At 71.2% G+C, this 13056-nt stretch carries 13 protein-coding genes; 7 read left to right on the forward strand and 6 right to left on the reverse strand.

All coding sequences use genetic code 11. The annotated features are described in order from the left end of the window. Positions 1-2853 carry a leucine--tRNA ligase gene (gene leuS / locus ACLQ3K_RS23805; RefSeq protein ID WP_426001920.1) on the reverse strand — a complete coding sequence of 951 codons (2853 nt, stop codon included), beginning with the start codon at positions 2851-2853 and terminating at the stop codon, positions 1-3. A gap of 82 nt (positions 2854-2935) precedes the next feature. Between leuS and ACLQ3K_RS23810 the strand changes: the two genes are divergently transcribed. The 3 genes from ACLQ3K_RS23810 (at position 2936) to ACLQ3K_RS23820 (ending at position 5566) form a co-directional block, all read left to right on the forward strand. Next, the gene (locus tag ACLQ3K_RS23810) at positions 2936-3409 is read left to right on the forward strand and encodes an SdpI family protein (RefSeq protein ID WP_336672054.1); all 474 of its coding nucleotides are present in this window, start codon (positions 2936-2938) and stop codon (positions 3407-3409) included. Between the two features lie 3 nt (positions 3410-3412). Beyond that, on the forward strand, positions 3413-4402 hold the full coding sequence (locus ACLQ3K_RS23815; protein WP_336672056.1) for a bile acid:sodium symporter family protein: 990 nt from the start codon (positions 3413-3415) through the stop codon (positions 4400-4402). 66 nt (positions 4403-4468) lie between these two features. Beyond that, complete coding sequence (locus ACLQ3K_RS23820) at positions 4469-5566, forward strand: endonuclease NucS domain-containing protein (RefSeq protein WP_426001921.1); 1098 nt, start codon at positions 4469-4471, stop codon at positions 5564-5566. 380 nt (positions 5567-5946) lie between these two features. Here ACLQ3K_RS23820 and ACLQ3K_RS23825 read toward each other — a convergent pair whose 3' ends face one another. The 3 genes from ACLQ3K_RS23825 to ACLQ3K_RS23835 form a co-directional block, all read right to left on the reverse strand. After that, positions 5947-6948, reverse strand: a complete 1002-nt coding sequence (locus ACLQ3K_RS23825; RefSeq protein ID WP_224644742.1) for an ABC transporter substrate-binding protein — start codon at positions 6946-6948, stop codon at positions 5947-5949. Between the two features lie 34 nt (positions 6949-6982). Further along, positions 6983-7348 (reverse strand): hypothetical protein, encoded by a 366-nt coding sequence (locus tag ACLQ3K_RS23830; protein ID WP_426001922.1) that lies wholly within the window; start codon positions 7346-7348, stop codon positions 6983-6985. 88 nt (positions 7349-7436) lie between these two features. Beyond that, entirely contained in the window at positions 7437-7808 is a 372-nt protein-coding gene (locus tag ACLQ3K_RS23835; RefSeq protein ID WP_426001923.1) for a hypothetical protein, read from the reverse strand. 105 nt (positions 7809-7913) lie between these two features. Here ACLQ3K_RS23835 and ACLQ3K_RS23840 point away from each other — a divergent pair, with 105 nt between their 5' ends. Then, the gene (locus ACLQ3K_RS23840) at positions 7914-8393 is read left to right on the forward strand and encodes a MarR family winged helix-turn-helix transcriptional regulator (protein ID WP_426001925.1); all 480 of its coding nucleotides are present in this window, start codon (positions 7914-7916) and stop codon (positions 8391-8393) included. Between the two features lie 3 nt (positions 8394-8396). Here the strand turns inward: ACLQ3K_RS23840 and ACLQ3K_RS23845 are convergent, their stop codons facing one another. Next, on the reverse strand, positions 8397-8951 hold the full coding sequence (locus ACLQ3K_RS23845) for a YqgE/AlgH family protein (protein WP_426001943.1): 555 nt from the start codon (positions 8949-8951) through the stop codon (positions 8397-8399). 149 nt (positions 8952-9100) lie between these two features. Here ACLQ3K_RS23845 and ACLQ3K_RS23850 point away from each other — a divergent pair, with 149 nt between their 5' ends. Genes ACLQ3K_RS23850 through ACLQ3K_RS23860 form a run of 3 tightly spaced genes read left to right on the forward strand, consistent with a single transcriptional unit; the run spans position 9101 to position 11534 of the window. Next, positions 9101-10429 carry an MFS transporter gene (locus ACLQ3K_RS23850; protein ID WP_426001926.1) on the forward strand — a complete coding sequence of 443 codons (1329 nt, stop codon included), beginning with the start codon at positions 9101-9103 and terminating at the stop codon, positions 10427-10429. Position 10430: 1 nt separating this feature from the next. Then, complete coding sequence (locus ACLQ3K_RS23855; protein ID WP_426001927.1) at positions 10431-10985, forward strand: hypothetical protein; 555 nt, start codon at positions 10431-10433, stop codon at positions 10983-10985. A 45-nt stretch (positions 10986-11030) separates the two neighbouring features. Further along, on the forward strand, positions 11031-11534 hold the full coding sequence (locus ACLQ3K_RS23860) for a hypothetical protein (protein ID WP_426001928.1): 504 nt from the start codon (positions 11031-11033) through the stop codon (positions 11532-11534). On the opposite strand, the gene ACLQ3K_RS23865 is transcribed toward ACLQ3K_RS23860, so the two are convergent. Continuing rightward, positions 11531-13003 carry a CCA tRNA nucleotidyltransferase gene (locus ACLQ3K_RS23865; protein WP_336672067.1) on the reverse strand — a complete coding sequence of 491 codons (1473 nt, stop codon included), beginning with the start codon at positions 13001-13003 and terminating at the stop codon, positions 11531-11533. The two genes, ACLQ3K_RS23860 and ACLQ3K_RS23865, sit on opposite strands and share 4 nt — an antisense overlap. Positions 13004-13056: the final 53 nt, after the last annotated feature.

Raw genomic sequence — 13056 nt, forward strand, 5'->3', positions numbered from 1 at the left:
TTACGGAACGATGTTGACGAGCTTGCCGGAGACGACGATCACCTTGCGCGGCGCGCCGTCGAGCAGCTCGGCGATCCTCGGGTCCGCCAGGGCGGCGGCCTCGAGGGCCTCGTCGGAGGCGTCGGCGCCCACGGTGATCCGCGACCGGACCTTGCCCTTGACCTGCACCGGGATCTCGACGGTGTCCTGCACCAGCCACTGCCCCTCGGCCACGGGGAAGGGGCCGTGCGCCAGCGACTCGGCGTGGCCCAGCCGGCTCCACAGCTCCTCCGCGATGTGCGGGGCGACGGGCGCGAGCATCAGCGTCAGCGGCTCGGCGAGCGAGCGCGGCGCGCCGCCGGGGTACGCCTTGGTGAGGTGGTTGGTCAGCTCGATCAGCTTGGCGATGGCGGTGTTGTCGCGCATCTCCGCGTAGTCCTCGCGGACGCCGGCGATCGTCTTGTGCAGTACGCGCATCGAGTCGTCGGACGGCGTCTCGTCGGTGACGCGGACGGCGCCGGTCTCCTCGTCGATCACCGCGCGCCAGGCGCGCTGCAGGAAGCGCTGCGCGCCCACGACGTCCTTGGTCGCCCAGGCGCGGTCCTGGTCCAGCGGGCCCATGGACATCTCGTAGACGCGCAGGGTGTCGGCGCCGTAGTCGCGGGCGATGTCGTCCGGAGCGACGGAGTTCTTCAGGGACTTGCCCATCTTGCCGTACTCGCGGTTCACCTCCTGCTCGCCCAGGAAGAACTTCCCGTCGCGCTCCACGACGTCCTCCGCGGGCACGTAGACGCCGCGGGAGTCGGTGTAGGCGAAGGCCTGGATCATGCCCTGGTTGAACAGCTTCCGGTACGGCTCACGCGAGGTGACGTAGCCCAGGTCGAAGAGCACCTTGTGCCAGAAGCGCGCGTACAGCAGGTGCAGCACGGCGTGCTCGACGCCGCCGACGTACAGGTCCACGCCGCCGGGATCGCCCGCGCCGTTGACCTCGGGCCGCGGGCCCATCCAGTAGGCCTCGTTCTCCTTGGCGCAGAAGGCCTCCGCGTTCGTGGGGTCCACGTAGCGCAGCTGGTACCAGGAGCTACCGGCCCACTGCGGCATGACGTTCGCGTCGCGGGTGTAGTCCTGCAGGCCGTCGCCGAGATCCAACTCGACGTTCAGCCAGTCGGTGGCCTTCGCCAGCGGGGGAGAGGGCTGCGAGTCCGAGTCCTCCGGATCGAAGGCGACGGGCGCGTAGTCCTCGACCTCCGGAAGCAGCACGGCCAGCTGGGATTCCGGCAGGGCGTGCGGCGCACCGTCGGCGTCGAAGACGATGGGGAAGGGCTCGCCCCAGTACCGCTGGCGCGCGAACAGCCAGTCGCGCAGCTTGTACTGCACGGTGCCCCGGCCCGCGCCGGTCTTCTCCAGGTACGCGATGACGGCGGCCTTCGCCTCCGCGACGGCCAGACCGTTGATGTCGAGGTCGGCGTTCGCCGAGTTCACCGCGGGTCCCTCGCCGATGTAGGCCTCGTCGGCGACGCCGGCCTCGCTGCCCACCACCTCGACGATGGGCAGGCCGAACTTGGTCGCGAACTCGTGGTCGCGCACGTCGTGGCCGGGGACGGCCATGATGGCGCCGGTGCCGTAGCCCATGAGCACGTAGTCGCCGATGAAGACGGGGATCTCGGTGCCGCTCAGCGGGTTCACCGCGAAGGTGCCCAGGAAGACGCCCGTCTTCTCCTTGCCCTCCTGGCGCTCCAGGTCGGACTTGGCGGCGATCGACGCCCGGTACGCGGCAACGGCCTCGGCGGGGGATCCGGCGCCGCCGGTCCAGCGCTCGTCCGCCCCGGCGGGCCAGGCGTCGGCGGTCAGCCGGTCGACCAGCGGATGCTCGGGGGAGAGCACCATGTAGGTGGCGCCGAACAGGGTGTCGGGGCGGGTGGTGAAGACCTCGATCCGCTCGCCGGCGGCGGTGAAGGCCACACGCGCGCCGCGGCTGCGGCCGATCCAGTTGCGCTGCATGGACTTGACCTTCTCGGGCCAGTCCAGCACGTCCAGGTCGTCGATCAGGCGGTCCGAGTACGCGGTGATCCGCATCATCCACTGCCGCAGCTGCTTGCGGTACACGGGGAAGTTGCCGCGTTCGCTGCGACCGTCGGCGGTGACCTCCTCGTTGGCGAGCACGGTGCCCAGCCCGGGGCACCAGTTCACCAGCGAGTTGCTCTCGTAGACCAGGCGGTGATCGTCGAGCACGGCGGCGCGCTCGGCCACCGTCAGGCCCGACCACTCCCGGCCGTCGTCCAGAGCCCGCGCGCCCGAGGCGAACTCGGCCTCCAGCTCGGCGATCGGCCGCGCGCGGTCCTGGGCGACGTCGTACCAGGCGTTGTAGATCTGCAGGAAGATCCACTGCGTCCAGTGGTAGAACTCCGGGTCCGTGGTGGAGACGCGGCGGCGCTCGTCGTGGGCGAGGCCCAGCGAGCCGATCTGCTCCAGGTACCGCTCGATGTTCTTCTCGGTGGTCACGCGCGGGTGCGTGCCGGTCTGCACCGCGTACTGCTCGGCGGGCAGGCCGAAGGCGTCGAAGCCCATCGTGTGCAGGACGTTGGCGCCGTTCATCCGGTGGTAGCGCCCGAAGACGTCCGTCGCGATGAAGCCCAGCGGGTGGCCGACGTGCAGGCCCGCCCCCGAGGGGTACGGGAACATGTCGAGGATGAACAGCTTCTCGGGGGGCAGCGCACCGTCGGCCACCGCGAGCGGCCCGACGGGGTTCGGGGCGTTGAAGACGCCGCCGTCGCGCCACTGATCGCGCCACCGCTGCTCGATGGCGCCCGCGAGCTCGGCCGTGTACCGGTGGGCGGGGCCGGCCGAGGGAGTCTGTTCAACGTTCTGCGTCACCCCACCAGCTTAGTGACGGTCCTGGTCGGCCCCGCAAACACCTGCATGAACGCGATTTGCACGGGTCTCTAAACTAGAGATCGTGTTCGTGCTGGTTGTGATCCTCGCCCTGGCCGCCGTGGCGGCCGTCGTCGTCGGCGGCGCCGGGCTCGCCGGCCGCCTCCCGGAGAACGGCATCGTGGGGGTCCGTACCGAACAGACCCTCTCCGACCCGCTGCTCTGGCGCACCGCGAATCGCGTCGCCGGGCCCGGTCTCGTGGCCGCTGGCGTCATCTTCGGCGGCGGCGCGCTCATCGGACTCGCGATGGACGCGCCCTGGTCGTACGTCGCGATCGTCGTCGCCGTGGTCGCGGGCCTGTTCCTCGCCGGTTTCGGCGCGCTGCAGGGCGCGCGCGCCGCGTCGATCCAGGCGCGCCTGCAGATGCCCGAGGCCACCTGCTGCAGCGCCGACGACGAGGCACCGTCGGACGACCCCTCGGCGGATTGCGGCGTGACCGGCGGCTGCGGCGCGTGTGCCCTCAAGGGCATGTGCGACCACGAGGCGCGGCCCGCCTAGCCGATGCGGAACCTCCTCGGCAAGCTCTCGATCGACGGCTTCATCCTCGCGATCTTCGCCGCCGTCGGCCTCGCGGCCCTGTTCCCGGCGGAGGGGCGCGCGGTCCCCGTGGTCGACGGTGCCGTCACCGTCGCGATCGCGGTCCTGTTCTTCCTGTACGGGGCGCGGATCCACCCGATGGAGGCGCTGGCCGGCCTCAAGCACTGGCGCCTGCACGTGGTGATCCTGGGCTTCACCTTCGTGGTCTTCCCGATCATCGGGGTGCTCCTGCGCTTCGCACCGGAGGTGCTCCTGCGGCCCGAGCTGTACGCGGGCGTGCTGTTCCTGACGCTGCTGCCGTCGACGGTGCAGTCGTCGATCGCCTTCACCTCGATCGCGGGCGGCAACGTGCCGGGCGCGATCGTGAGCGCCTCGGTCTCCAACCTGCTCGGCGTCTTCATCACGCCGCTGCTGGTGCTCGCGCTGATGGCGACCACCGGCGAGGTGCAGTTCCACAGCAGCTCGATCGTCGACCTGTGCCTGCAGCTGCTGCTGCCCTTCATCCTCGGCCAGCTGCTGCGGCCGTGGGTGGGGGAGTTCGTGGCGAAGCACGCGGCCGCGCTGAAGTACGTCGACCGCGGCTCGATCGTGCTCGTGGTCTACTCCGCCTTCTCCGCCGGCATGCGCGAGCACATCTGGAGCCAGGTCTCCTGGGTGGGCGTGGTGCAACTGATCGTGCTGTCCGTCGTGCTCGTGGTGGTGATGCTGTGGCTCACGCGGAACACCGCCGAGAAGCTCGGCTTCGACCGCGCCGACATGATCGCGATCCAGTTCTGCGGCACCAAGAAGTCCATGGCCACCGGTCTGCCGATGGCGGCCGTCCTGTTCGCCGGACAGCCCGTCGGCCTGCTGGTACTGCCGCTGATGATCTTCCACCAGGTCCAGCTGATGATGTGCGCCTGGTTGGCCGCGAAGTACGGGCGCGAGCTGGAGCCGGAGACCGTGTCGGCCTGATCGGTCCGCCGCCCCGTCGCGCCGCGTACGCTGCCCGAGAAGCAGCCGACGATCGGGGTGGGGCGAGTGGGGACGAAGATCGCGATGTGGCGGATCGACGGGGAGCCGCGGCGAGTGCAGCCGGCGAAGCTGGCCCTCGAATCGCGCCTCGAGGACATCATCGAGACGCAGACCGACGTGCTCGGCCAGCCGATCCTCCTGATCGGACGCCAGGTTCCCACCAAGTACGGGAAGTTCATCGACCTGCTCGGCGTCAACGCCGACGGCGACGTGGTGGTCATCGAACTCAAGCGCGACCGCACGCCCCGGGACGTCGTGGCGCAGGTCCTCGACTACGCCTCGTGGGTCCAGGATCTGGAGAATCCCGAGGTCCGTGCGATCTTCGACGACTACCAGCGGCGTACCGGCGGCGCGGCCTCCTTCGACGAGGCCTTCGCCGAGGTCTTCGGCGACGGCGCGCCCGACGACCTGAACACCCGGCACCAGCTGATCGTCGTCGCCAGCGACATGGACGACGCGACCGAACGACTGGTGGCGTACCTGTCGGGCGGTTACCAGGTGCCGATCAACGTGCTCCTGCTCGACTACTTCGCCGACGGTGACCGCGAGTACCTGGCCCGCACCTGGCTCATCGACGATGCGAGCGTCACCGCGACCCGCAGCGGGGCGGCGTCCGCGGCGAAGAAGCAGGCGGCGTGGAACGGCCACGACTGGTACGTGAGCTTCGGCGAGGAGGCGGGCGGGCGCAGTTGGGACGATGCGCGGACGCACGGGTTCGTCTCCGCGGGCGGCGGCGAGTGGTTCTCCCGCACGATGCGGCAACTGCCCGTCGGCGCCCGCGTCCTCACCCACATCCCCAAGTCGGGCTACGTCGCCGTCGGTGAGGTCCTCGCGCCCGCCCGGCCGTTCGAGGACGCCGTCGTCGACCGCGACGGCTCCGAGGTGCCCCTGTCGTCATTGGCGCTGCAGGGCACCTACGTGTTCCCGGAACGCGACGATGACCAGGACCAGCGCGAATGGGTCGTCCCCGTTCGATGGCTCACGGCTGTGCCCCGCGCCGAGGCCTTCTGGAAGCCCGGCTTCTTCGCGAACCAGAACTCCGCCTGCAAGCTCCGGAACGAGTACACGATCTCCGAGGTCTCCAGCCACTTCGGTCTCGACTGAGCCGCTGCGGATCCGCCCGTTGACCACCCGGTGGTCGCCCACGAACAGGTCCGGCTGGTACTTGGCGATCTCCTCGGCCGGCAGGCTCGTGGCGCCGGGCGCCTTGATCACCGGCACGTCCTTGAGCAGCTCGCGCTGCCACGCGGCGGGCAGCGGCTGGGTCAGCTGGACGATCGCGACCGGCTTGATGCCCAGGGCCAGCACGTTGTCGATCGCGTAGCCCTGCGCCACGATCCGCTTCGCGCCCACGGGGTAGTCGATGGTGCCGTTGGCCTGGGCGATCGACACAGTCGAGGCCGACGGTGCCGCCGGCTCCGTCGCGCCCGATCCGCAGCCCGCGAGCAGGGCGAGCGCCGCGGCGGCCGCCGCGAGCCGGCGCATCATGCCACCGCCTGCTGCTGCGCCGCGTTGACGAGGAGCGGCTCCAGCTGCGGCAGGATCCATTCGCGACTCAGCGGGGTGGGCTGGTTCAGCGCGATCACGGTCTGCAGGTCCACCACCTGGGTGGCGCCCGAGGTCACCTGCGGCAGGCCCGCGTAGCCGGGCAGGCGCTGCAGATCCGCCGCGGTGGCGCCGTTCGGGTAGATCACCATGAGGTTCGAGGCGATCTGGGGGAGCAGCTCCAAGGAGACCGGGGTCCGGCCGCCCTGCTGGCCCGCACCGACGGCGAAGCGCGGGTTGTCCTTGATCGCCTTCGGGAGGGTCATCCCCAGCTCGGCGAACATGGTGTTCGTCGGGTCGGCGGCCGAGGAGACGAAGTTGAACGTGCTCGACGCGGCGATGTACTGCGCGAGGACCGCCGACTTTCCCCGCAGTCCCGGATGCCGCTCGCGGACGGCGGCGAACCGGGCCTTGTCGTCCGCGAGGATCTTCGTGACGGCGTCCTGCTTGCCCAGGATCTGACCGAGGGCCTTGAGCTGGACGTCCCAGGCCGCGCTCGTCCCGTTCTCGCTGATGCCGCCCAGCACCTTGGTGACGGCGGACAGCCGCTCGAAGGTGGGCCGGTCGACCACGTAGTTATCGCCGGCGAACAGCTCGGGGCGGTACTTCGCGATCTCCTCGACCGGCATGGACTTCTTGTCCGGGGACTTGATGATCGGGATGCCGTCGAGCTGTTTGCCGTGCCAGGGCGCGGGCAGCGGCAGCCCGCCCTCCACCACGGCGACGGGCTTGATGCCGAGGGCCAGGATGTTGTCGATCGAGTAGCCGGTGGCGACGATGCGGGTCGGGCCGACGGGGAACTCGGTGACCCCGTTGACCTGCGTGATCGTGACGGTGCTCGCCGCGGGGGCGGCACCGTCGGAGCCCGATCCACCGCACGCCGTCGTGACCAGCCCGACCACCGCCACCGCGGCGACGAGCGCCGAGTTGAACCGCCTCATGACACCCTCCATCGAATAGGAAGGTAAGACTAGCCTAATCTTCTCGCGGAGTGACGGCCGATCGGTACCAGAGGTAGGCGGCCAACGGGATGACGGCCGCGAACAACACCGAGTACAGGACCCCGACCGGGGTCCGGGCCGAGAACAGGCCGTGGTCGCTGTAGAACAACGCGGCCAGCGGAAGCCCAACGGCCGCCATGTATCCCAGCGGACGCCCGAGGAAGACGCACACGGCGATCACGGCGTACGCCAGCGCCGCACCGATGGAGCCGGCCGACGTGTTCGTCACCGGGGACTCGAGCGCTTGCGCCACGTGCGCGACCGTCACGACCGTCAGCAGCAGGCCGAGCGTCACCCTCGCGAGCCGGGGGCGCGGACGTGACCCGTCGACCACTGCCATCCGCCGATTCCTTTCCGAAAGACCGTGCTCGGAATGCTACGACGACTACTGCTGTCAGACCGGTCGAGCGAGCCGCGCGGCCCGCGGCCTACCGGCAGCACTCCTCCCGCATGGTCGCCCGGATCACGAACACGGCAACCGGAACGACGAGGAGCTCGACCACCGGGTCCATCGCGTCGATCGGATTCCCGTAGTAGGCGAACGACCGGTAGTCGCCGAGGAGCACCACCCCGATCAGCGGGAAGATCGCCGCTGCGAGGTTTCCCCACCGCTCACCGAGCAGCACCATGCCGACGAGAACCAGGTACACGACCCCGAGGCCGGCACACGCGGCATCGTCCGCGGCGCAGGGCAGCGAGCCGATCCGCGCGAGGTGGACGAACGCCGCCACCGCCAGGAGACCGGCGAGCAGGAGCCGGCTCGGGGGGTGCCCAGCGAGTGCGCGCTTGACGGCGGTCATCTCGTCGCTCCTTTGGTCAGTCCGACCTGACTAAGATACGACAACACATGTTGTCACGCACGGCGGAGTGACGTGTCCGACAATCGTCCGGTTACCCTGACCATCATGTCCAGGGGGAGATCCACGACCACCGATTCGCTCGCGATCGTCGATCCCGGCCCCGACGCGCGGATCCACCTCCTCGCCCGCCGGGTCGGCGTGATCGTCGCCGACCTGCTCCTCGAGGAGGTCCATCAGCGCGATTCCCGCCTCCGCACCGGGCACATGCGGGTGCTCGCGCTGATCGACGCCGAACCGGTGCGGATCGTCGACGTGGCCGCCCACCTGGGGACCACCAAGCAGACCGTCGCGCCCACCGTCGACGAGCTCGTCGCCTGGGGCTACGTGGCGCGCACCGTCGACGAGAACGACCGGCGCGCGCGCATCCTGACGCTGACGCCCGAGGGCGAGGAGCTGACCGCGGCGATGCTCGGCCGGTCCGTCGCGCTGGACGAGGAGTTCGGCCGGCTCCTCGGGAACGACGTCGAGGTATGCCGATCCGCGCTGTGGCGGATCATCGAGTCGCAGCGGACGCCGCGCGACTGACGGTCAGTTCACCGACACGTCCACCGGGTGGGTCGCGAGCAGCGCGGTCGGCAGGCCCTGGCGGCGGAGCACCCTGCCCCACAGGTCCACCCGCGAGGGCACCAGGACGTCGGTGTGCAGGGAACCGCAGGGGATCCAGTCGTCGCGCTCGAGCTCGTCGTCGAGCTGACCCATGCCCCAGCCGCTGTACCCGGCGAAGACGCGCACGCCGTCGAGCAGCTCGTCCATCATCTCCACGTCGGAGTCGAGGTCCACGAGCACCACGCGGCCGGCGACGGGCTGCAGGCCGCGGATGCCGTTCACGTCGACGCCGGCCTTGACCACGCCCAGGCACAGCGCCGCGGACTGATTGACCGGGCCGCCGACGAAGACCGCCTTCGGCTTCGCCGCCAGATCGTGCCACCGGGGGAGCACCCCGTGGACCGCGGACTCGCTGGGTCGGTTCAGGACCACGCCCAGGCTGCCCGACTCGTTGTGCTCGATCAGGTAGACGACGGTGCGCGAGAACGTCGGCTCGACCAGCTCCGGCGAGGCGACCAGCAGCGTGCCCGAGGACACCTCGAAGCCCGCGTTCCCGGGCTCGCCGGAGGACGCGCCGCCCTGCGCCGGCTCATTCGAACGATCGGGACCCACGCCCCCATCATCGCACGTCGAGAACCATCGGGGTCCGCCGACGCGGAAGCCCTCGCGTCGATACGCTGTAACCCGTGACGACCAGCGGAACGGACGCGCCCGCCGCCGCTGCGAAGCCGGCGTGGCGGACCTTCCGCGACCTGCCCGACCTGCTGCGTCTGCTCGGCGTCCGCCTCCTGAGCCAGTACGCGGAGGGCCTGTTCCAAGCGGGCCTCGGCACCGCCATCGTCTTCAACCCCGAGCGCAACGCCACCCCGGCCGCCATCGCCACCGGCCTCGCGGTGCTGCTGCTGCCCTACTCGGTGATCGGGCCCTTCGCCGGCGCCCTGCTGGACCGCTGGGACCGGCGCCGCGTCTTCATCGTCGCCAACCTGGTGCGCGCGCTGCTCATCGCGGCGTGCGCGGGGGTGCTCGCGTCGGGGGCGGGGGAGACGGCGATCTTCGTCGTCGCGCTGGCCGTCGGCGGCGCCGGCCGCTTCGTGGCGTCCGGCCTCTCCGCCGCGCTGCCGCACGTCGTCGACCGGCCCCAACTCGTCGCGATCAACTCCCTGACCACGACCATGGGAGCCGGCGCGACCGCGGTGGGCGCCAGCACGGCCGTCGGGCTCCGGGCGATCTTCGGCTCCGACGACGGGGGCGGCGCCTGCGTCCTCGCCGTCGCCGTGCTCGTCGCGGTCCTCGGCGCGGCGCTCTCCACCCGCTTCCCCGCGGGCGTCCTCGGCCCCGACCACGACGTCTCCGGCAAGCACGAGAAGCCCGCGACCGCGCTCAGCGACGTCGCGGCGGGCCTCGCGCACGGCGCCCTCGCGGCCTGGCGCGCACCGTCGGTCACGGCGGCGCTGACCGGCATGGGGGCGCACCGCACCGTCTTCGGGTTCAACACGATGATGCTGCTCCTGCTCACCCGGCACCACTTCACCGACGGGACCCTGGGCCTCGCCGGTTTCGGCTCGATGGCCGGCGCGACCGCGCTCGGCATGTTCGTGGCCGCCGTGTTCACGCCCTTCGCGGTGGCCCGGTGGGGACGCCGCAACACCGTGGTCGGGGCGCTCGCGGTCGCGTGCCTGACCCAGCTCACGGTGCTCTCGCTGAACTTCGTGATGCTGGTCGTCGCCGCCGCGGTGCTCGGCCTCGCGGGCCAGGTGGTGAAGCTGTCGGGCGACGCGGCCATGCAGCTCGACGTCCCCGACGAGCGCCGCGGCCAGGTCTTCGCCTTCCAGGACGCCCTGTTCAACGTCACCTTCGTGGGCGCGGTCGCCCTCGCGGCCGCGGTGGTCCCGTTCGACGGCGTCTGCCGCCCCCTCGCCGCCTTCGGCGCGCTGCTGTACGCCGTCGCCGTCGGGCTCGTGGTCCTCCTCTACCGCCGCACGGGAACCACGGAGGCCGCCGGCGCGTCCAATTGATATGGGGGACGAACTGATCGACTACTGGTTCGGCGACGGAGACGGTGGTGTCACCCGCTGGACCTCGCCCGCGGTGCAGGGTTCGGTCCTGCTCGACTTCGACGGGGACGGGCGGATCGACGACGCCATGGTCGATCTCGACCGGGACGGCCGGGCCGACGTGGCAGTGCTGGATCTCGACGACGACGGGACCCGCGAAGCCGCCTTCCGCGACGACGGCTCCGGCCGCTGGGCGGAGCCCACGACCGCGCCCGGCGCGAGTTCCGGGTCGGGCCCCGGACCCGGGTCGCCGGGGCCGGGCGGCAGCGCCGATGGGACGCCCGGTGCTGCGGGAACACCGGCGCGGGCGGCACCGTCGGCCTGCCCGATTCCCGGCGTCACGGGCGCCCGCGCCCCGGAGGAGGATCCCGTGGCGGTCACTGCCGTGCCCGCGGAACCGGGGCAACCGGCGCGGCAGGCCGTCGCCGACACCGATTCCGACGGTGCGCCCGACGTCCTGCTCTTCGACACCGACGGCGACGGGACGGCGGACGGCGCGACCGATCTGCAGCAGTAAGAATCAGTTCTTTCGTTTCCTGTTCGCGGCCGATACGCTGGCCGCATGCGGAAGACCCTCCGGACCGCCGCGGCGGCCACTCTCCTCACCACGTCGCTGATCACCGCCACCGGCCCCGCCACCGCCGCGCCCACGCCGGCGCCGAAGCCGGGGAACACCGTGGTCGTCGACGTGCGGACCACCGTCTTCCTCACCAGCGAGGCCCCGCCGCGGACCACGGTCTACGCCGACGGACGCATCGTCACCAAGGCGGTCGCACCCGGGTCGAAGCTCGTCGAGCTGCGCGGCAAGCCCGCCGACGTCGCCGACCTGCGCGCCATCACCGAGCGCGTGCTCCGCAATCAGCCGCAGTACGACCGGAAGGCGCAGATCTTCGACGGCTGGATCATCTCCGCCACCGTGCGCACTACCGACGGCGCCGTGCTCAAGGCCACCGTCGACAACCCCGAGCCGCGCGGATGGTCCGCCCTGTCCAAGCTCCCGAGCGAGCTGGACAAGCGGATCGCCCAGATCCCGGGACCGCGCACCCCGTCCACCGAGCCCCGCTAGGAGCCCTGGCGCTCGGCCCACCACTTGGTCAGCTCGGCCTCGGCCTCGTCGCGGTCGAGGGGCCCGCGATCGAGGCGCAGCTCCTTGAGGAACTTCCACGCCGCGCCGACGTCCGGGCCCGGCTGCAGCCCGAGCAGCTCCATGATCGCGTTGCCGTCGAGGTCGGGACGGACCCGCGCGAGGTCCTCCTTCGCCGCGATGGCCTCGATGCGGCGCTCGAGCCCGTCGTAGGTGGCCTGCAGCCGCGCGGCGCGCCGCTTGTTGCGGGTCGTGCAGTCGGCGCGGACCAGCTTGTGCAGGCGGGGGAGCAGCGGCCCGGCGTCGGTGACGTAGCGGCGGACGGCGGAATCGGTCCACTGGCCGTCGCCGTACCCGTGGAAGCGCAGGTGCAGGAACACCAGCTGCGCGACGTCCTCCGTCACGGCCTTCGGATAGGCCAGGGCCCGCATGCGCCTGCGGACCATCTTCGCCCCGACCACCTCGTGGTGGTGGAAGGAGACGCCGCCGTTCGGCTCGTGCCGGCGGGTGTCGGGCTTGCCGATGTCGTGCAGCAGCGCGGCCCAGCGCAGGATCAGGTCGGGGTCGGACTCCTCGAGGTCGATGGCCTGCTGCAGCACGGTCATCGAGTGCCAGAAGACGTCCTTGTGCTGGTGATGCTCGTCGATCGCGAGCTTCATGCCGGGGATCTCGGGGATCACACGCTCGGCCAGCCCGGTGTCGACGAGCAGCACGATCCCGTCGACGGGGTGCTCGCCCAGGATGAGCTTGTCCAGCTCGGCCCGGACCCGCTCGGCGGTGATCCGGTCGAGCTCGGGGGCCATGTCGGTCATGGCGCGCTGCACCCGCTCGGCGACGGAGAAGCCCAGCTGGGAGACGAAGCGAGCGGCGCGGAGCATCCGCAGCGGGTCGTCCGAGAACGATTCCTCGGGCGTCGCCGGCGTGTCGATCTCGCCCGCGAGCAGCGCGTCGAGACCGTTCAGCGGGTCCTGGAAGTCCTCGGCGCCGTCGCGGCCGATGCGCACGGCCATCGCGTTGATCGTGAAGTCGCGGCGCACCAGGTCGTCGCGCAGGCTCTCGCCGAACTTCACGACGGGGTTGCGGGTGACCCGGTCGTAGGCCTCGGCGCGGTAGGTGGTGATCTCGATCAGCTGGTCCGCGAAGGCGGCGCTGACGGTGCCGAACTCGATGCCGGTGTCCCACATCGCGTCGGCCCAGCCGCGCAGCAGCGCCTGCACCTGCTCGGGGCGGGCGTCGGTGGTGAAGTCCAGATCGGTGGTCAGCCGGCCGAGCAGCGCGTCGCGCACGGAGCCGCCCACGAGGTACAACTCGTGACCCGCGTCGGCGAACCGGGCGCCCAGCGGGGCCAGGACGTCGGACAATTCGCGCAGCGAGATGTGCGCCGCCGCCAGCAGGCGGGTGCGGCGTTCGGCACGCACGTCCGCCGGGCCGGCGGGAGAGCTTTCGGTCACGACCGACCAGTCTACTGCCGGGGGAAAACGCGACGGTGGCGTATGGGAGCGCA

The sequence above is a fragment of the Tsukamurella sp. DT100 genome (assembly GCF_049844855.1).
Lineage (GTDB): Bacteria > Actinomycetota > Actinomycetes > Mycobacteriales > Mycobacteriaceae > Tsukamurella.

Coding starts and splice junctions, on each gene's coding strand:
- ACLQ3K_RS23815 (WP_336672056.1), top strand. CDS start 3,413: ATGCGGAACCTCCTCGGCAAGCTCTCGATCGACGGCTTCATCCTCGCG.
- ACLQ3K_RS23860 (WP_426001928.1), top strand. CDS start 11,031: ATGCGGAAGACCCTCCGGACCGCCGCGGCGGCCACTCTCCTCACCACG.
- ACLQ3K_RS23855 (WP_426001927.1), top strand. CDS start 10,431: ATGGGGGACGAACTGATCGACTACTGGTTCGGCGACGGAGACGGTGGT.
- ACLQ3K_RS23835 (WP_426001923.1), bottom strand. CDS start 7,808: ATGACCGCCGTCAAGCGCGCACTCGCTGGGCACCCCCCGAGCCGGCTC.
- ACLQ3K_RS23840 (WP_426001925.1), top strand. CDS start 7,914: ATGTCCAGGGGGAGATCCACGACCACCGATTCGCTCGCGATCGTCGAT.
- ACLQ3K_RS23830 (WP_426001922.1), bottom strand. CDS start 7,348: ATGGCAGTGGTCGACGGGTCACGTCCGCGCCCCCGGCTCGCGAGGGTG.
- ACLQ3K_RS23825 (WP_224644742.1), bottom strand. CDS start 6,948: ATGAGGCGGTTCAACTCGGCGCTCGTCGCCGCGGTGGCGGTGGTCGGG.